General features: G+C 67.0%; 17 protein-coding genes. 10 read left to right on the top strand and 7 right to left on the bottom strand.

Going from position 1 to position 16,902, the window contains the following annotated elements:
• Positions 1 to 2: 2 nt before the first annotated feature.
• The 3 genes from ACIBK2_RS19135 to ACIBK2_RS19125 are packed head-to-tail and all read right to left on the bottom strand — an operon-like array spanning position 3 to position 3,073.
• Positions 3 to 1,028, bottom strand: a complete 1,026-nt coding sequence (locus ACIBK2_RS19135; protein WP_396968862.1) for a sensor histidine kinase — start codon at positions 1,026 to 1,028, stop codon at positions 3 to 5.
• The gene (locus tag ACIBK2_RS19130) at positions 1,021 to 1,725 is read right to left on the bottom strand and encodes a response regulator transcription factor (protein ID WP_396968861.1); all 705 of its coding nucleotides are present in this window, start codon (positions 1,723 to 1,725) and stop codon (positions 1,021 to 1,023) included. The genes ACIBK2_RS19135 and ACIBK2_RS19130 overlap by 8 nt, the downstream gene beginning before the upstream one ends.
• 4 nt (positions 1,726 to 1,729) lie before the next feature.
• On the bottom strand, positions 1,730 to 3,073 hold the full coding sequence (locus ACIBK2_RS19125) for a hypothetical protein (RefSeq protein ID WP_396968860.1): 1,344 nt from the start codon (positions 3,071 to 3,073) through the stop codon (positions 1,730 to 1,732).
• A 124-nt stretch (positions 3,074 to 3,197) separates the two neighbouring features.
• Between ACIBK2_RS19125 and ACIBK2_RS19120 the strand changes: the two genes are divergently transcribed.
• The 8 genes from ACIBK2_RS19120 to ACIBK2_RS19085 all read left to right on the top strand — a co-directional run bounded on the left by ACIBK2_RS19120 (position 3,198) and on the right by ACIBK2_RS19085 (position 8,835).
• Positions 3,198 to 3,869, top strand: a complete 672-nt coding sequence (locus ACIBK2_RS19120; protein WP_396968859.1) for a glycosyltransferase family 2 protein — start codon at positions 3,198 to 3,200, stop codon at positions 3,867 to 3,869.
• Positions 3,866 to 4,546, top strand: coding sequence for a DUF2064 domain-containing protein (locus ACIBK2_RS19115; protein WP_396968858.1), 681 nt, complete (start codon positions 3,866 to 3,868; stop codon positions 4,544 to 4,546). Before ACIBK2_RS19120 ends, ACIBK2_RS19115 begins: the two co-directional genes overlap by 4 nt.
• 178 nt (positions 4,547 to 4,724) lie before the next feature.
• On the top strand, positions 4,725 to 5,384 hold the full coding sequence (locus ACIBK2_RS19110) for a methyltransferase domain-containing protein (protein WP_396968857.1): 660 nt from the start codon (positions 4,725 to 4,727) through the stop codon (positions 5,382 to 5,384).
• Positions 5,385 to 5,430: 46 nt separating this feature from the next.
• The gene (locus ACIBK2_RS19105) at positions 5,431 to 6,705 is read left to right on the top strand and encodes a molybdopterin-dependent oxidoreductase (protein WP_396968856.1); all 1,275 of its coding nucleotides are present in this window, start codon (positions 5,431 to 5,433) and stop codon (positions 6,703 to 6,705) included.
• Entirely contained in the window at positions 6,702 to 7,142 is a 441-nt protein-coding gene (locus tag ACIBK2_RS19100) for a hypothetical protein (protein ID WP_396968855.1), read from the top strand. Before ACIBK2_RS19105 ends, ACIBK2_RS19100 begins: the two co-directional genes overlap by 4 nt.
• Positions 7,139 to 7,843, top strand: coding sequence for a flavodoxin family protein (locus tag ACIBK2_RS19095; protein WP_357378269.1), 705 nt, complete (start codon positions 7,139 to 7,141; stop codon positions 7,841 to 7,843). The genes ACIBK2_RS19100 and ACIBK2_RS19095 overlap by 4 nt, the downstream gene beginning before the upstream one ends.
• Before the next feature lie 120 nt (positions 7,844 to 7,963).
• On the top strand, positions 7,964 to 8,350 hold the full coding sequence (locus tag ACIBK2_RS19090; protein WP_396968854.1) for a hypothetical protein: 387 nt from the start codon (positions 7,964 to 7,966) through the stop codon (positions 8,348 to 8,350).
• Between the two features lie 86 nt (positions 8,351 to 8,436).
• Positions 8,437 to 8,835, top strand: coding sequence for a VOC family protein (locus ACIBK2_RS19085; RefSeq protein WP_396968853.1), 399 nt, complete (start codon positions 8,437 to 8,439; stop codon positions 8,833 to 8,835).
• Between the two features lie 118 nt (positions 8,836 to 8,953).
• Here the strand turns inward: ACIBK2_RS19085 and ACIBK2_RS19080 are convergent, their stop codons facing one another.
• Genes ACIBK2_RS19080 through ACIBK2_RS19065 form a run of 4 tightly spaced genes read right to left on the bottom strand, consistent with a single transcriptional unit; the run spans position 8,954 to position 13,773 of the window.
• A complete protein-coding gene (locus ACIBK2_RS19080) occupies positions 8,954 to 9,844 on the bottom strand; it encodes a potassium-transporting ATPase subunit C (protein ID WP_396968852.1) in 891 nt (296 codons plus the stop codon).
• A gap of 1 nt (position 9,845) precedes the next feature.
• Positions 9,846 to 12,014: a potassium-transporting ATPase subunit KdpB gene (gene kdpB, locus ACIBK2_RS19075; protein ID WP_396968851.1), complete on the bottom strand. Its 2,169-nt coding sequence runs from the start codon at positions 12,012 to 12,014 to the stop codon at positions 9,846 to 9,848.
• 1 nt (position 12,015) lies between these two features.
• Positions 12,016 to 13,686: a potassium-transporting ATPase subunit KdpA gene (gene kdpA / locus ACIBK2_RS19070; protein ID WP_396968850.1), complete on the bottom strand. Its 1,671-nt coding sequence runs from the start codon at positions 13,684 to 13,686 to the stop codon at positions 12,016 to 12,018.
• The gene (locus ACIBK2_RS19065) at positions 13,687 to 13,773 is read right to left on the bottom strand and encodes a potassium-transporting ATPase subunit F (RefSeq protein WP_357379335.1); all 87 of its coding nucleotides are present in this window, start codon (positions 13,771 to 13,773) and stop codon (positions 13,687 to 13,689) included.
• A gap of 381 nt (positions 13,774 to 14,154) precedes the next feature.
• Between ACIBK2_RS19065 and ACIBK2_RS19060 the strand changes: the two genes are divergently transcribed.
• Both ACIBK2_RS19060 and ACIBK2_RS19055 read left to right on the top strand, forming a co-directional pair.
• Entirely contained in the window at positions 14,155 to 14,316 is a 162-nt protein-coding gene (locus ACIBK2_RS19060; protein WP_396968849.1) for a hypothetical protein, read from the top strand.
• Between the two features lie 66 nt (positions 14,317 to 14,382).
• Positions 14,383 to 16,884: an ATP-binding protein gene (locus ACIBK2_RS19055; protein WP_396968848.1), complete on the top strand. Its 2,502-nt coding sequence runs from the start codon at positions 14,383 to 14,385 to the stop codon at positions 16,882 to 16,884.
• Positions 16,885 to 16,902: the final 18 nt, after the last annotated feature.

Here is a 16,902-nt window from a genome sequence, read left to right as displayed (position 1 = left end):
GGTCAGTTGCCGGATAGTGGTAGCCGAACCTCGAAACGGCTACCGGTAGGCCGGTTCTCGGCGGTGATGTCGCCGCGATGGGCCTCGACCAGACCGGCGGCGATCGCCAATCCCATGCCGCTGCCGGTGGGTACGCCGTCGGCGGCGACCGGCGAACGGGCCGCGGTGCCGCGGTAGGCGACCTCGAAGATGCGCGGCAGGTCCGCCTCGGCGATGCCGGGCCCGGTGTCGTCGACCCGGGCCCATGCTCGACCGTCGGCGGCGCCCGCCGAGATGGCGACCTCGCCACCGGGCGGCGTGTGCGCGATGGCGTTGGACACCAGGTTGGTCAGCACCCGGCCGAGCGCCTGATCGTTGGCCGCCACCACGATTCGGGCGTCCGGTTGTTCCGCGCGCAGCTTGACCTGCGCACGTTCGGCAGTCGGCCGGTTCGCGGCGAGCACCTCGTCGATCAGCTCGCGTAGATCCACCGGTTCCAGTTCGAGTCGCAGCGCACCCGCGTTGATCTTGGACATCTCGAACAGGTCGTCGACCATGCGGGACAGCCGGTTGGTCTCGATGCCGATCTGCTCGGCGTAGGACGCCACGTCGGCCTGCCCGCTGACCACACCGTCCGAGAGTGCCTCGGCCATCGCGCGAATGCCCGCCAACGGGGTGCGCAGATCGTGGCTGACCCAGGCGACCAGCTCGCGCCGCGACTGCTCCGACGCCCGCTCCTGCTCGCGGATCTGCTTCTCCCAGACCATCTTTCGTGCCTGCTCCCGGCCGAGCCAGACCGCGGCGGGCACGGTGACCGCCGCGACGATGCCGAGCACCACCGCGGTGCGCTGGAGCTGCTCGGTGAACATCAAGCCGCTGACGCCGATGATGCCCGCGAGCGTGGACAGCGTCGGAATCAGCACCAGCACAGCCATACTCGTGGTGACCGAGCGATTGCTGGTGGCGCGCAGGATCAGTGCGCCGATCAACACCACCGGCACCGAGCAGGCCAGCGAGTACAGGATCAGCTGGGTGGTGTCCTCAGGCATCGACGGCTCCATTTCCCGGTTCGGTCCGCGCCCACGCGTAGCCGCGGCCCCAGACAGTCTCGATGCGGTGGCGGTTGCCGAGCTTCGCGCGTAATCGCTTGATGTGCACGGTAACCGTGGAAAGGTCACCGAAGTCCCAGCCCCACACCTGGGCGAGCAGTTGCTCGCGGCTGAACACCTGCTGCGGATGCTGGAGCAGGAAAACCAGCAGATCGAACTCGCGTGGCGTGAGGTCCACCGGCACGCCGTCGACCAGCGCGAGCCGGAAGGCGGGCCGCACCTCGACCGCGCCGTCGCGCAGCGTCGGATGGGCGTCCTCGCGCACCACCTGTGCGCGCCGCAGCACCGACGCGACCCGCAGCGCGAGTTCGCGCGGACTGAACGGCTTGGTGACGTAGTCGTCGGCGCCCGCCTCCAGCCCGAGCACCCGGTCGTCCTCGTCGCCGAGCGCGGTGAGCAGGATGACCGGCGTCTGCGGGCGCGGCCCCGAGCGGATCGCGCGGCAGATCTCGATACCGTCCGGTGCGGGCATCATCACGTCGAGCACGGCCAGGTCGATCTGGTCGTCGGTGTCCGCCAGCGCCGCCAAAGTGGCTGGGCCGTCGGCGGTTTCGCGGACGGTCAGGCCGTCGCGTTCGAGGTAGCGCCGGACCACGTCCCGGACAACGGGGTCGTCGTCGGCGATCAGGATAGACATTGTTTCACCAATTCGTCAGGATCGAGTGGACCAGCACGAGCGTGCCGATGCCCTGCACCGCGAGCCAGCCGCGGGCGGTGGACCGGGGCAGGAACGCGGTCGCGGCGAGCAACCACATATCGAACGGTAACCAGATGCGTTCGGTTTCCGCCTTACTCAGCCCGCTGATGTCCGCGGCCAGGATCGCGCACAGGGCGGCGGCCACCAGTAGCGCCGTCGGATCGAGGGCGCGCAGCACGCGCGGGGACAAGGCGCGATGCAGCGCCGCCGCCGTCGCAAGGCCGATCGCACAGACTGTCGCGGCCAGATTGCCCCACCACCAATACGCGTACGACCGATTCTTGGCGACGCCCTGGTAGTAGCGCTCGACGACCAGGTGATAGCCGTCGACCCACCAGAATCCGGACAGCGTGAAGGCGGCGACGACCACCAGTGCACCGGCCACCGCGGGCAGCAGCGGCCGGATGGTCCGGCCCGCCAGCAGGACGGCTACGGCGGGTATCGCCATCAACGTCAACCCGTAACTGAGATAGATGCCGAAGGCGAACAGCATCCCCGCCGCGACCGCCGCGACGTGACTACCCGCGGGCCGAGCGGCGAGCGCGAGTAACGCGACCGCCCACGCGGTGACACCGGCGAACATCGCGTCGGCGGAGACGGCGATCCAGACCGCGGCGGGCGCCAGCGTCAGAAACGGGAGCGCGGCCCGCGCGCGATCCTCGGCGCCGACCGCGCGCAGCGCGACCGCGACCGCGACCACCGCGCTGGTGCCGATCAGCATGCAGGCCAACGCCGCCCAGGTACTGCCGCCGAGACCGAGCCGATCCAGCAGCACGAAGAACAGCAGCGCGCCCGGCGGATGTCCGGACACGTGGGTGGTCCACGAGTCCGGTTGGAAATCGAGGATGCGGCCGGAGAAGCCGCGCAGCATCGCGCCGATATCGGTGACGCCGCCGACCTCGTGCAGGTATTCGTTGGGGTCGTTGAACCGGTTGGTGAAGCCGCGATGCCAGCCATCGACCATCGCCAGTGCGAACGTCCAGGCGATCGAGGTGACCCAGGACATCGCCAGCACCCGCCGCCACGGTAACCGCTGGGCCAGCGCTGGACCTTGCAGGGCAACGAGTGCCGCGATGACGATCGCGGGGCCGGTGCCCCAACCGATGTGCGGTAACCAGGAACCGAAGATCGGCGCACTGGCCGCGTAGAGTTTGCTAACCCATTGCGGGTTGGCGATTCTCGGGATGATGAACGCTGTCGCTACCAGTGCGGCAGCGATGCCCGCACTGATCAGGTCGCCGCGGATCTGGACACGCGGCTGGGCTGCGACCTCGGAGACGTCATGCACGGTTATCACGATAGGTCGGCCATCGGCCCGTTATCGCTGTTCCGGACGCATATTTTGACGATGTCACTGTTTCGTCACAGGTTTTTCGGCCGTGCGGCGGGTTCGACGGCTTAGCGTCGGTGCCGTGACTCGAACCCAGGTTGATCCGGCCGGAGTGACTGTGGTGATTCCGTGCCGAGACGAAGCTGATGCGTTGCCGGATGTCCTAGCAGCCATTCCCGCCGGATACCACGCCCTGGTCGTGGACAACGGCTCGACCGACGAGACGGCGGCCGTTGCCCGCGCCCGTGGCGCCACGGTGGTGCACGAAGGCAGACCCGGCTACGGCGCGGCGGTCCAAGCGGGCATCGCGGCGGCGCGCACCGAGATGGTCGCGGTACTCGACGGCGACGGATCGATGGATCCGGCCGAACTGCCCGGCCTGGTCGAATTAATCCGTGGCGGAGCCGATCTCGCGGTCGGCCGGCGGCGACCGACCCGCGCCGGGGTCTGGCCGTGGCACGCGCGGCTCGGCAATCTGCTCATCGCCCGCAGGCTACGACGCAAATACGGTCTGCCCGTGCACGATATCGGCGCGATGCGGGTGGCGCGGCGGGCCAGAATGCTGTCGCTCGGACCTCTGCACCTGCGTTCCGGGTATCCGCTCGAACTGCTCGTGGGTGCGGCGGGTGCGGGCTGGCAGGTTGTCGAGCGGGACATCGCCTATCGACCACGAGCCGGGGGAGTATCGAAGGTCTCCGGCTCGTGGCTCGGCACCGCGCGCGCCACCAAGGACTTCCTGGCGGTGCTGCGATGAGCCCCTGTGCCGCAACACTGTTGGTGATCGCGAAGGCGCCGATCGCCGGCTTCGCCAAAACGCGATTGACGCCACCGCTCACCCCGCAGGAAGCCGCACGGGTGGCCGCCGCGGCCCTGCTCGACACCCTCGACGCGGTGCTGCACAGCGACGTCTCCCATCGAGTCGTCGCGTTCACCGGCGACCTGGCCGCCGCCGAGCGCAGCCACGAATTGGCCACCGCCCTTGGTGAATTCGAGGTCATCCCGCAGCGCGGCGACGGTTTCGGCGCTCGCCTCGCCAACGCCCACGCCGACGCCGCCCGCCTCGGCGCCCCGGTCCTGCAGATCGGCATGGATACACCACAGATCGGCCCCGAGGTACTGACGGCGGCGGCAATCGAACTCGCGTCGGGCGACACCGCGCTGCTCGGCCCCGCCGACGACGGCGGCTGGTGGGCACTCGGCCTGCCGTCCGCCCAGCCCGCCCGAGTACTCGCGGACGTTCCGATGTCCACCGATCAGACAGGCGTGCTCACCCGGAAGGCCTTGCAGGACTGCGGTTATCGGGTGAATCTGTTGCCGCAGTTCAGCGATGTCGACACCTTCGCAGACGCCGTCCGAGTGGCAGCAGAATCCGGCGGCCGCTTCGCCGAGACGTTCCTCGAACTACGCGATCGCGGGTTGGTGCTGCGATGAATGCCACGGGCACACCGGGTTTCGCGGGTCGTATCCGCGCCTCAGTATTCGGCAGTTGTTGCGCCTACGGGACAGGGCAAGTATCGCGATCGCGGGTTGGTGCTGCGTGGAGCGACACGGGCACAACCGGTCTCACGGGTCGGGTTCGTGTCACAGGGGAGTATGGGGCGGTGGCGCGATGATCGGCGCGGATTTCGACATCTTCGATCGTGCGTTGGCGGGTGAAAGATGTTGGATGCGTGCGGCGGACGGGACTCGACACCGGTTGCCGACCGGGCGTTGGCTCGGACTGGCCGGTGGCGATCGTGGTGCTGATCGTGCGCTCACCGGCTGCTGTGACGGGCCGACGCTGGATCTCGGTTGTGGGCCGGGACGATTGGTTGTCGCCTTGCTGCAGCGCGGGGTGCTCGCGCTCGGCGTGGACATCTCGCCAACGGCTGTCGCTATCACCAGGTTTCGTGGAGCGCCCGCGCTGCGCCGGGATCTGTTCGGGCCGTTGCCCGGAGCCGGTCGCTGGTCCTATGCGCTGCTGGCCGACGGCAATATCGGGATCGGTGGCGACCCGCAGCGCATCCTTGCGCGTACCGCGGAACTGCTCGCGCCGGACGGTCTGGCGATCGTCGAATTCGCGCGTCCCGGTAGCGGTTCGGTCACCCGTCAGATCCGGCTGGAGTCCCGGTCACATGTCGGTTCCTGGTTTCCGTGGGCATCGGTGGGTATCGATCACGCGGAACAACTCGCGCACCGCACCGGGTTTCGAGTGCTGAACACCGCCGAGATCGGCGGCAGGCACATCGCCTGGCTGCGCCGCCATGCTTCGACGGCGGTGATCCCGTGATGCGCCGCGCTGGGTGCCGTCGATCGGCTAGCTCGGGAGGTGTCCGATGAGCGTGCGCGAATCCATCGAGCGCAGAGGGGCAGCCGCGGCACGGTGGTTCCACGTATCCGATGCCCGCGGCCCGGAGGTGGCCAGCCGTGTCGGCATCGCCCTCGGATCAGCCATCCTGATCTGCTTCATCACCGGCCTGCTGAGCCACTGGATCCAACACCCACCCACCTGGTTCTGGTGGCCCGTCCACCCGGTATGGCTCTACCGCTTTACCCAAGGGCTACACGTCATCTCAGGCGTCGCCGCGATCCCACTGCTCCTGGTGAAGCTGTGGGCGGTGTACCCAAAGCTGTTCCAACGCCCGGTGATCGGCTCCCCGCTGCGCATGCTGGAGCGAGGATCGATCGCCCTGCTCGTAGGCGCCATAGTGTTCGAGCTGGCGACCGGACTGCTGAACATCGCCCAGTACTACCCGTGGAAGTTCTTCTTCCCTCCGGCGCATTACGCGATGGCCTTCGTCGCGGCGGGAGCGCTGGCAGTGCACTTGGCGGTAAAGCTGCCCGTGATCAGAGAGGCACTGAGCCGTCCGATCGATTCGGACCGCATCGGTGTCGATAACAAGGCCGGTGCCGAAACCGGTGTGACGAGCGACGCAGACGCTGCCGGTGCTGGTGGCAGTGCGGTCGGTCATGGCGGTGGCAGGGTTGTCGGCCATCGCGGCGACGGTGCGCGGCGTCACGTCTCGCGGCGAACGGTGCTGACCGCTGCGTGGGTCTCTGCGGGAGTGGCCTCCTTGGCGGTCGCCGGTCAAACCGTTCCCTTTCTGCGCTGGGCGGCTGTGCTCGCGCCGCGCAGTGGGGAAGGGCCGCAGGGGGTTCCGGTCAACAGGTCGGCGACGGCGGCGGGGGTTGTCGAGTTGGCGCGGGCGGCCGACTACCGGCTGACTGTGCTGGTGGGCGATCAGCGGCGCAGCTTCACCAGGGATGAATTGCTGGCTATGCCGCAGGTGCATGCTCGGCTGCCGATCGCCTGTGTCGAAGGGTGGAGTGCGTCTGCTGATTGGTCGGGCGTTCGACTGCGTGATCTGCTCGCGTCGGTAGGCGCCTATCCGGGGGGCGACGTGCACTTCCGGTCGTTGGAGACCAGTGGCATCTATGCGAATTCGGTTCTGCCACATCGTCATGTCGTCGATGCGGACACGCTGGTGGCGCTCTCCTTGAACGGCACGACGCTCGACGTCGATCACGGCTATCCCTGTCGCCTCATCGCGCCGAGTCGCCCCGGCGTGCTGCAAACGAAATGGCTTTCGACGATCGAGGCACGCTCATGAACGCGATCCGAGTCCTGTTGCTACTGGCCGGGCTGTGGCTCGGCTGGTACGGGATTTCCCTGTTGCTCGACTTTCCCCGAGCCGACCTGTTGTCGGTCGCACTGTGGTTCGCCGGCGGAATCCTCTTGCACGACGCGGTATTCGCCCCGCTCTGCGCCGCAGTTGGTGCCACCGCCCGCCACCTCCTGCCCGGCACCTGGTGGGGCCCGACCGCCTGCGGAGCGGTCTGCACGGTGGCGTTGGTCGCGATCGCCGCCCCCGTGCTCGATCGCGGACACGCCATGCCGGACAACCCGACCGTCCTCGACCGGAATTACCCCCTCGGGCTCGCCGTGGCACTCGTCCTGATCTGGGCGCTGGTAGTCGCCGCAGCGCTGATACGACTCGCCGATGATCACCGATCCCGCAGTACCGAAACGCCAAGGAGCGCACCGTGACCAGCTACGACGACTTGCGGGCAGTGTTCATCAACTGCACCCTCAAGCGCTCGCCGGAGGTGAGTAACACCCAGGGCCTCATCGACATCAGCGCCCACATCATGGCGAAGAACGGTGTCCAGGTCTCCCACATTCGCGCGGTCGACCACGACATCGCGTTCGGTGTCTGGCCGGACATGACCGAACACGGCTGGCCCACCGACGAATGGCCCGCGCTACAGCGCCAGGTCATGGACGCCGACATCCTGGTGATAGCGGGCCCGATCTGGTTGGGCGACAACAGTTCTGTCACCAAGCAGGTGATCGAACGCCTCTACGCGAACTCCTCGATCCTCAACGACCGCGGCCAATACGCCTACTACGGCCGCGTCGGCGGCTGTCTCATCACCGGCAACGAGGACGGCGTCAAACACTGCGCCATGAACATCCTCTACAGCCTCCAACACCTCGGCTACACCATCCCACCGCAAGCCGACGCGGGCTGGATCGGCGAAGTAGGCCCCGGCCCTTCCTATCTGGACCCGGACTCCGGCGGCCCCGCCAACGACTTCACCAACCGCAACACCACCTTCATGACTTGGAACCTCCTGCACCTAGCCCGAATGCTCAAGGACGCCAACGGAATCCCTGCCCACGGCAACCAACGCTCCGAATGGGACGCAGGCTGCCGCTTCGACTTCCAAAACCCCGAATACCGCTGACCCGAACGGGGCATGGCGGCGCCGAAGCGCGAGTAACCCCGCCGCCATGTCCCGTTCGCGGTGTTAGCATCCCGTTCGGGGGTGTTCGTACGGTGCACCTGTACGGCGCAGGGGGAGTTCGTGTTCGGTACGTATGTGGTGCTGCTTGTGATCAGTGGCGTCGTTCTGCTTGCGCTGGCCGCTGCGGCACGGGAATTGCCCTTCGGCTCCCGGTTTGCCAACGGCGTCTTCGGAGTCGGCTTCCTGGTGTACGCCGGTTACCTCGGCCTCGTGTTCGAGGGCGGCAAGTACCACATCCTTTGGGCGGTGTTCGTCCTGCCCGTCTCGATGCTCGTGCAATTCGTCCGATCGATCGACCTGACCGACGAGGACCTGGCCGTCCCGCGGCGGCGAGAGCCGCCCGTCCCGCAGACCAGGCGTACAGCGGAAAGCCGGGAACGTCGGGCCGCCCGCACCGCCGCCGACCGCGCCGCGATCCGTGCGAAGCACACGGCCGACGAGAACTGAATCATCACTCGCCGCCGGTCCGTCGAACGGACCCGACGACGAATCCTTGCGGCGCGCCCCTCCGCAGCGCCCGTACGATCGTTTTCGTGGCTATCGCTCAGTTGAGTCTGATCACTTTGAACTGTGCCGACAAGGAGGAGTTGGCGGCGTTCTGGGCCGCCTTGCTCGGAGGGGAGATCGTTTATCGTGCCGATGATTTGGCTGTAGTGCACACCGAACGCGGGTCGCTGTGCGCACTGACGGTGCCGGACTATCGTCCGCCGACCTGGCCCGGGGGTGATACCCCGAACAACATCCATTTCGAGCTCAAGGTCGACGACCTGGACGACGCGCAGGCGAAGGCGATCGAGCTGGGTGCCCGCCTCGCCGAGGTCCAACCGGACCCGAACACCTGGCGAGTCCTGCTCGACCCCGCCGGACACCCGTTCTGCCTCGTCCCGCACGCCCCGCTGTTCCCCCTCGGCCCCAAGAAGGACGACGCCTGAATCTCGGCACACGATGGCGGCAAAACGCGAGTAAGCCCGCCATGGTGTGCCACTCGATGGCAGGGAATGGCGAGAGGGCCGGTGACAATGTGTCACCGACCCTCTTCGAGTTTTCCGATCAGCCGCGGAACGGGTACCGCTGGTCGAGGTCGAGGTTCAGCTCGACCACGTTGACGCGCGGTTCACCGAGGAAGCCGAGGGTGCGGCCGCTCGTGTGCGCGTCCACCAGTGAACGCACTTGGTCCACGGAGATGTTGCGCGCCTTGGCGATTCGCGCGATCTGGATGTCCGCGTACCTGGGCGAGATGTGCGGGTCGAGCCCACTGCCACTGGCGGTGACCGCATCGGTCGGCACCGGGGTGTCGACGGGAGCATCACCGAAGATCGGGACGATCCGCCCTGCCGAGTAGTCCTCGCCGGGCTTGGCGCACTCGACCTGAACACCCTTGTAGGTGGTCAGGAACGGCGTCGCCGGGCATGCCTCGTTGACGCTCACCACCTGGGTCGGATGCGAAACCTCACCGTCGGTGTCGCGCGGCCCGATCACCGAGAGCACCGCCCCGACACCATCTTTGGTGCAGAACGGACGAGCGCCGTCGACCCCCTCACGGTCGCCGACCTCCTTGCTGCGGGTGCACACGGTGGACAGCAGGCTCAGCTTCACGTTCTTCGGGTCGGCGTCGAGGGTATCCACGATGCTTTCGGGCCCGAGGTTGCTGGCCGCGGTGGCCATCGGGTCGTAACCGTTGCTGCCCGCGGCCGACGGACGACTCTGGAAGTACTGCACCAGCGCCTTGCCGTCCGGGTCGGTGAAGGACTGCCCGATCAGGCTGGAGCCGACCACCTTGTCGTCGACCTTGATCAGCGACCCGTCCGCCTTGTCGTGCAGGCCCGGTATCTGAGCGACCGCGAAAACCGCTAGGGGATAGACGATTCCGGTGATCACGGTGAGCACGAGCAGCGCACGCAACGCGGCCAGGTGCTGCCGGATCCAAGTTGAAAACTGCATGTCAGGACATCCCAGGGAGGAGTTGGACGACGAGGTCGATGATCTTGATGCCGATGAACGGCGCGATGATGCCGCCGAGGCCGTAGATCAACAGGTTGCGGCTCAACAACTTCGACGCATTGGACGGCGTGTAGTTCACGCCACGCAGCGACAGCGGGATCAGCGCGACGATGATGATCGCGTTGAAGATGACCGCGGACAGGATCGCCGACTGCGGGCTGTGCAGCCGCATGATGTTCAGCGCGTCCAGCCCGGGGAACAGCCCGATGAACAGCGCGGGCAGGATCGCGAAGTACTTGGCGATGTCGTTGGCGATCGAGAAGGTGGTGAGCGCACCGCGGGTGATGAGCAGCTGCTTGCCGATCTCGACGATCTCGATCAGCTTGGTCGGATCGGAATCCAGATCGACCATGTTGCCGGCTTCTTTGGCCGCGGAGGTGCCGGTGTTCATCGCGACACCCACGTCGGCCTGGGCCAGCGCCGGTGCGTCGTTGGTGCCGTCACCGGTCATCGCGACCAGCCTGCCGCCGTCCTGCTCCTTCTTGATCAGCGCCAGCTTGTCCTCCGGCGTGGCCTCGGCGAGGAAGTCGTCCACGCCCGCCTCGTCGGCGATCGCCTTGGCGGTCAACGGATTGTCGCCGGTGATCATCACGGTACGGATGCCCATCCGGCGCATCTCGTCGAAGCGCTCCCGCATGCCTTGCTTGACAACGTCTTTGAGGTGGATCACGCCGAGCAGCCGGGCAGTGCCGTCCCGGACCTCGCCGACGACCAGCGGCGTACCACCGGAGGCGGAGACGCCGTCGACGGTCACGCCGACCTCGCTGGGCACGTTGCCCCCTTGCGTGCGAACCCATTCGATGACCGCGCTGGCCGCGCCCTTGCGCAGCTGATGCCCGTCGTTCAGGTCGACACCCGACATCCGGGTCTGCGCGGTGAACTCGACCCAGGTCGCGCCCTTGAGCTCGCCGGGCGTGCGCTCACGCTTGTTGAACGCCTGCTTGGCGTACACCACGATGGAGCGGCCCTCGGGCGTCTCGTCGGCGAGGCTGGACAGCTGCGCCGCGTCGGCCAGCTCGTCGGCCGAAATGCCTGGCATCGGAACGAAGTCCGAGGCCTGCCGGTTGCCGAGGGTGATGGTGCCGGTCTTGTCCAGCAGTAGCGTGTTCACATCGCCCGCGGCCTCGACCGCGCGCCCGGACATGGCGAGCACGTTGCGCTGCACGAGCCGGTCCATGCCCGCGATGCCGATCGCGGAGAGCAGTGCGCCGATGGTGGTCGGGATGAGGCACACGAGCAGCGAGACCATGACGATGCCGGTGATGCCGTTGACGTCGAGCGCCGAAGTATCCGGCACGCCAGGGCTGTTCGCCTTGGAGAAGATCGCCAGCGGCTGCAGCGTGACCACCGCGAACACGAAGATGATGGTGAGCGAGGCGAGCAGGATGTTGAGCGCGATCTCGTTCGGCGTCTTCTGCCTGCTCGCGCCCTCGACCAGGGCGATCATCTTGTCGATGAAGCTCTTGCCGGGCTCCTGGGTGATCTTGACGACGATCCGGTCCGACAGCACGGTGGTGCCGCCGGTCACCGCGGAACGGTCACCGCCGGATTCCCGGATCACCGGTGCGGATTCACCGGTGATCGCCGATTCGTCAACGGAGGCAATGCCTTCCACGACATCGCCGTCACCGGGGACGACCTGTCCGGCCTCGACGACGACATGATCGCCGCGCTGTAGCTCCGGTGCGGCGACACCCTCCTCGACCACCTGGCCGCCGGGCGTCCAATCCACCAGACGCCGTGCGATGGTGTCGGTCTTGGCCTTGCGTAGCGTGTCGGCCTGCGCCTTGCCGCGCCCCTCGGCCACCGCTTCGGCGAGATTGGCGAAGATCACGGTGAGCCACAGCCACACCACGATCGCCCAGGCGAAGAAGGTGGGATCGGTGATCGCGAGCACGGTCGACCAGACGGCGCCGAGCTCGACGATGAACATCACCGGGTTGCGCCACATGGTGCGCGGGTCGAGCTTGCGTACCGCGTCGGGCAGCGAGGTCAGCAGCATCTTGGGATCGAGCGCGCCACGAGGGACGCGGCCCGACTTGCTTTCCAGCTGCTTCTTCGACTCGTTGAACTCGTCGGGGACGGTGATTTCGGTGGTGGGAGTGGTCATTTCAGTGGATTCCTTCGGCGAGCGGCCCGAGCGCGAGTGCGGGCAGGAAGGTGAGCGCGACCAGGATTACCGTGGTGCCGACGACCATGCCGATGAATTGCGGCCGGTGCGTCGGTAGCGTGCCGATCGACTCGGGGGTGTGGCCCTGCTTGGCCAGCGAACCAGCGAGCGCGAGCGCGAAGATGATCGGCAGGAACCGGCCGAAGACCATCGCGAGGCCGAGTGCGGTGTTGTACCACTCGGTATTGCCGGATAGACCCGCGAACGCGGAGCCGTTGTTGTTCGCCGCGGAGGTGAAGGCGTACAACACTTCCGAGAGCCCGTGCGGCCCGGAGTTGGCCATTCCGGCGCGTTGTCCCGGCATAGCCATCGCAATCGCGGTGCCTATCAACACGATCAGCGGGCTGACCAGGAAATAGGAAGCGGCGAGCTTGATCTCGCGTGGGGTGATCTTCTTGCCGAGGTATTCCGGTGTGCGCCCGACCATCAGGCCCGCGACGAACACGGTGATCACCGCGAGGATGAGCATGCCGTAGAGGCCCGAACCCGTTCCGCCCGGTGCGACTTCGCCGAGCTGCATGTTGAACATGGTCATCATGCCGCCGAGGCTGGTGTAGGAGTCGTGGAACGAGTCGACGGCACCGGTGGACGTCAGCGTGGTCGCACCGGAGAAGGTCGCCGAATCGGCTACACCGAAACGGGTTTCGACGCCCTCCAGGGACGCGCCGATCGCGGTGGGCACGGTGCCGTGGTGCGCCAGCTGGAAGATGTTGCTCAACGTCACGCTGATGATCGCGATGGTGCCCATCACGGCGACGATGGCGACGCCCTGCTTCTTGCTGCCGACCATCCGGCCGAAGGTGCGCGGCAGCGAGAAGCTGACCACCAGCAGCAGGAAGATCTCGAGCCAGTTGGTCCAGGTGGTGGGGTTCTCGAACGGGTGCGCGGAGTTCGCGTTGTAGAAACCGCCGCCGTTGGTGCCGAGCTCCTTGATCACCTCCTGGCTGGCCACCGGCCCGCCGGTAATCGTCTGCTCGGTGCCGTTCAGTGTCTGCGCGACCTGGTCGTGCAGGTGGAAGTTCTGAATCACACCACCGGCGACCAGCACGATCGCGAACACGAAAGCGATCGGCAGCAGGATCCGGATGGTACCCCTCACCAGGTCCACCCAGAAGTTGCCGAGATCGCCGGTGTGGCGGCGGGCGAAGCCGCGCACCAGCGCGACCGCGACGGCCATACCCACGGCCGCGGAAACGAAGTTCTGCACCGCGAGCCCGGCCATCTGCACGAGATGGCCTTGAGTGGATTCACCGGAGTAGTTCTGCCAGTTCGTATTCGTGACGAAGCTCACCGCGGTGTTCCAGGCCAGCGCCGGAGTCATCTCGGTGCCGGGGTCGTTCAGGTGCAGCGGCAGCTTGCCCTGGACCAGTTGCAGGAAGAACAGGAACAGAATGCTGACTCCGGAGAACGCCAGCACACTGCGGGCATACACGCCCCAGGTCTGCTCGACCTCGGGCTGCACGCCGATGGCCTTGTAGAGGACGCGCTCGGCGCGGGAGTGCTTGGTGTTGTTGTAGACCCGGAACATGTAGTCGCCGAGCGGCACATGCACCAGGGCAAGCGCGATGATCAGGGAGGCCGCGAAGGCGATCCCCGCTGTGGTCGTGTTCACCTAGAACCTCTCGGGGAAAAGCAGCGCCGCGACCATGTAGATCGCAACGGAGATGGCGAGAACCAAACCGATCAGGTTCGCGATCACAGCTTCTCCACCCCTCGCTGGATCAGGCCCAGCAGGGCGAAGATCGCCACGGTGAGCACCGTGAACACCACGACAGACATGTTTAACCAACCTCCATCACAGCGCTCCTGTTGTGGAGCGCGCCCAGGCGAGTCAAGTCTTCGATCAGGCCCGTGCCGAGGTTCCTTACGACTCCTTAGCGCGACAAATGCTTGCCTTTGCGCTTCGTTTACACCCGGCTCCGGATAGCTGAAAGGATGCCGTCAAAGCGCGCGGCAACACCGTCAACACACCGTAAAGATCGGCGCGATCTCTAGATGGACGGGTAGTAGTTGAGGGCCGGCCAGGCGGACCACTCCAGCGCAACCGGTTGTTCGCATTGGTCGTAAGAGAGGATCGAAATTGTCGGCTGTCACCATCGCCGTCATCGTCGGGTTCGTGTGCTGCGCGCTGTTCATTCGCGCGCTGGGGGCACGGGGTGCGGGCAGGCACGTACAGAGAGTGGTCGTCGACAACGACAGACGCACCTGGCCCGGCATCGGGCCTGGACCGTTCGATGCTTGAGCAGCAGCGCGCCGTGGTGTTCACGTGGTGCTGGGTTCAGCGACCACGACGCGCAATGATGGACGAGTGAAACGCGGACAACTCCGCATCTACCTCGGCGCCGCGCCGGGAGTCGGCAAGACCTACGCCATGCTCGGCGAGGCACACCGACGGCTCGAGCGCGGCCGCGACGTGGTGGCTGCGGTGGTCGAAACACACGGGCGGACCAAGACCGCCGCCCTGCTGGAGGGCATCGAGCGGATTCCGCCCAAGGTGGTGGAGTACCGCGGTGCCGAGCTGTCCGAGCTCGACGTCGACGCGGTGCTGCGCCGCCATCCGGCCGTGGCGCTGGTCGACGAGTTGGCGCACACCAACGCGCCGGGCGGCAAGCACGAAAAGCGTTGGCAAGACGTCGAAGAACTCCTTGATGCGGGCATCGACGTGATCTCCACGGTCAACGTGCAGCACCTGGAAAGCCTCAACGATGTCGTCGAGCAGATCACCGGCATCCAGCAGCGCGAGACCGTGCCGGATGCGGTGGTGCGCGGCGCGGATCAGGTCGAACTGGTCGACCTCACCCCGGAAGCGTTGCGGCGCAGGCTGTCCCACGGCAACGTGTACGCGGCCGACAAGGTGGATGCCGCGCTGCGCAACTACTTCCGGCCCGGAAATCTCACCGCGCTAAGGGAATTGGCGCTGCTGTGGTTGGCCGATCAGGTCGACGCCGCGTTGTCGAAGTACCGGGCCGACCACAAGATCACCGACCTGTGGGAGGCGCGCGAGCGGGTCGTCGTCGCGGTGACCGGCGGGCCGGAATCGGAGACGGTGGTGCGCCGGGCCAGTCGCATCGCGAGCAAGGCCAGCGCTGAACTCGTCCTGGTGCACGTCGTGCGCGGCGACGGGCTGGTCGGAGTCTCCACCGAACGGCTGGTCCGATTGCGTGAACTCGCCGCCAGCCTGGATGCCTCGCTGCATACGGTCACCGGTGACAATGTGCCGACCGCGCTGCTGGATTTCGCCCGCGAGGTGAACGCGACGCAGCTGGTGCTCGGTACCTCGCGGCGGTCCAGGTGGGCCAGGATGCTCGACGAGGGCATCGGCTCCAGCGTGGTGCAGCAGTCGGGCAAGATCGACGTGCACATGGTGACGCACGAGGAAGCCCACCGTGGTCTGCGCCGGTATTCGCTCATGCCGCGCCAGCCGATCCGGGCCTGGCTCGCCGCCATTCTGGTGCCGCTGGCGGTGTGCGGGATCAGCTCCGCATTCCTTGACGGCTACCTGCAGCTCGGCGGTCTCAGCGCGGTGTTCTTCATCGGCGTCGTCGCCGTCGCGTTGCTCGGTGGTGTTGTGCCCGCGGCCTTTTCGGCGCTGCTGTCCGGGCTGCTGCTCAACTGGTTCTTCGCCGATCCGCGCTACAGCCTGACCATCGCCGCGCCGGACAGCTTCGTCACGGTGGTGGTGTTGCTGTTCGTCGCGGTCGCGGTGGCGGCACTGGTCGACGTGGCCGCCAGGCAGACCCGGCAGGCGCGGCGGGCCTCACAGGAGGCCGAGTTGCTGACGTTGTTCGCCGGTGCCGTGCTGCACGGCGCGGATCTGCCGAATCTGCTCGAGCAGGTCCGGGAGACCTATGGCTTGCGTGCGGTCAGCATGCAGTGCGGTGAGCACGTGGTCGCCGCGGTGGGCACCACTCCGCCGCAGCGCGCCGCCGACGCCGACACCGCGATTCAGGCGGGCGACGCGTCGAGCTGGCTGCTGCTGGCCGGACGTCCGTTGGCCGCCGCCGACCGACCTGTGCTCAACGCGGTCGCCAACCAGGCGGCCGGGCTGGTGCGGCAATCCAGGCTCGCCGAGGAGGCCAGCGCCGCCGCGGCGTTGCTCGAGGCCGACCGGTTGCGCCGGGCGTTGCTCTCCGCGGTCAGTCACGACCTGCGCACGCCGCTGGCCGGGGCCAAGGCCGCAGTGTCCAGCCTGCGCAGCGACGACATCGAGTTCTCCGCCGAGGACACCACCGAATTGCTGGAAACCATCGAGGAATCGGTGGATCAGCTGACCGCTCTCGTCGGCAATCTGCTCGACTCGTCCCGGCTGGCCGTCGGCGTGGTGAAACCGCAGCTGCAGCGGGTGTACATGGATGAGGTGGTGCATCAGGCGCTGGTCAGCGTCGGCATGGGCGCACGCGGACTGCGGCGCGCGGCGATGGATCGGGTGAAGGTGGAGGTCGGCGACGTCTCCGTGCGCGCGGACGCCGGGCTGCTGGAACGGGTGGTGGCCAACCTGATCGACAACGCGCTGCGGCACGCGACGCGCGACACGCCGGTGCGGGTCACCGCCGAACGCGAAGGTGACCGCGTATCAATCGCAGTGGTGGATGTCGGTCCCGGCGTGCCGCAGGGCACCGAGGAACAATTGTTCGAGCCGTTCCAGCGGCTCGGCGACCGTGACAACACCACCGGCGTCGGGCTCGGCCTCTCGGTGGTGCGCGGTTTCGTCGAGGCGATGGGCGGCACCGTGCACGCCGAACCGACCCCTGGCGGAGGATTGACCATGATCGTGGACCTGCCTGCCGACGAAACGGAAGCGAGCAGCTGATGATGAGTACATCGACAG

Source organism: Nocardia sp. NPDC050175, assembly GCF_044459885.1.
Lineage (GTDB): Bacteria > Actinomycetota > Actinomycetes > Mycobacteriales > Mycobacteriaceae > Nocardia.
The sequence above is the reverse complement of the archived record's forward strand: the minus strand, read 5'-3'. Positions and strand labels throughout refer to the sequence as shown.

Coding starts and splice junctions, on each gene's coding strand:
- ACIBK2_RS19135 (WP_396968862.1), bottom strand. CDS start 1,028: ATGCCTGAGGACACCACCCAGCTGATCCTGTACTCGCTGGCCTGCTCG.
- ACIBK2_RS19130 (WP_396968861.1), bottom strand. CDS start 1,725: ATGTCTATCCTGATCGCCGACGACGACCCCGTTGTCCGGGACGTGGTC.
- ACIBK2_RS19115 (WP_396968858.1), top strand. CDS start 3,866: ATGAGCCCCTGTGCCGCAACACTGTTGGTGATCGCGAAGGCGCCGATC.
- ACIBK2_RS19110 (WP_396968857.1), top strand. CDS start 4,725: ATGATCGGCGCGGATTTCGACATCTTCGATCGTGCGTTGGCGGGTGAA.
- ACIBK2_RS19105 (WP_396968856.1), top strand. CDS start 5,431: ATGAGCGTGCGCGAATCCATCGAGCGCAGAGGGGCAGCCGCGGCACGG.
- ACIBK2_RS19100 (WP_396968855.1), top strand. CDS start 6,702: ATGAACGCGATCCGAGTCCTGTTGCTACTGGCCGGGCTGTGGCTCGGC.
- ACIBK2_RS19080 (WP_396968852.1), bottom strand. CDS start 9,844: ATGCAGTTTTCAACTTGGATCCGGCAGCACCTGGCCGCGTTGCGTGCG.
- kdpB (WP_396968851.1), bottom strand. CDS start 12,014: ATGACCACTCCCACCACCGAAATCACCGTCCCCGACGAGTTCAACGAG.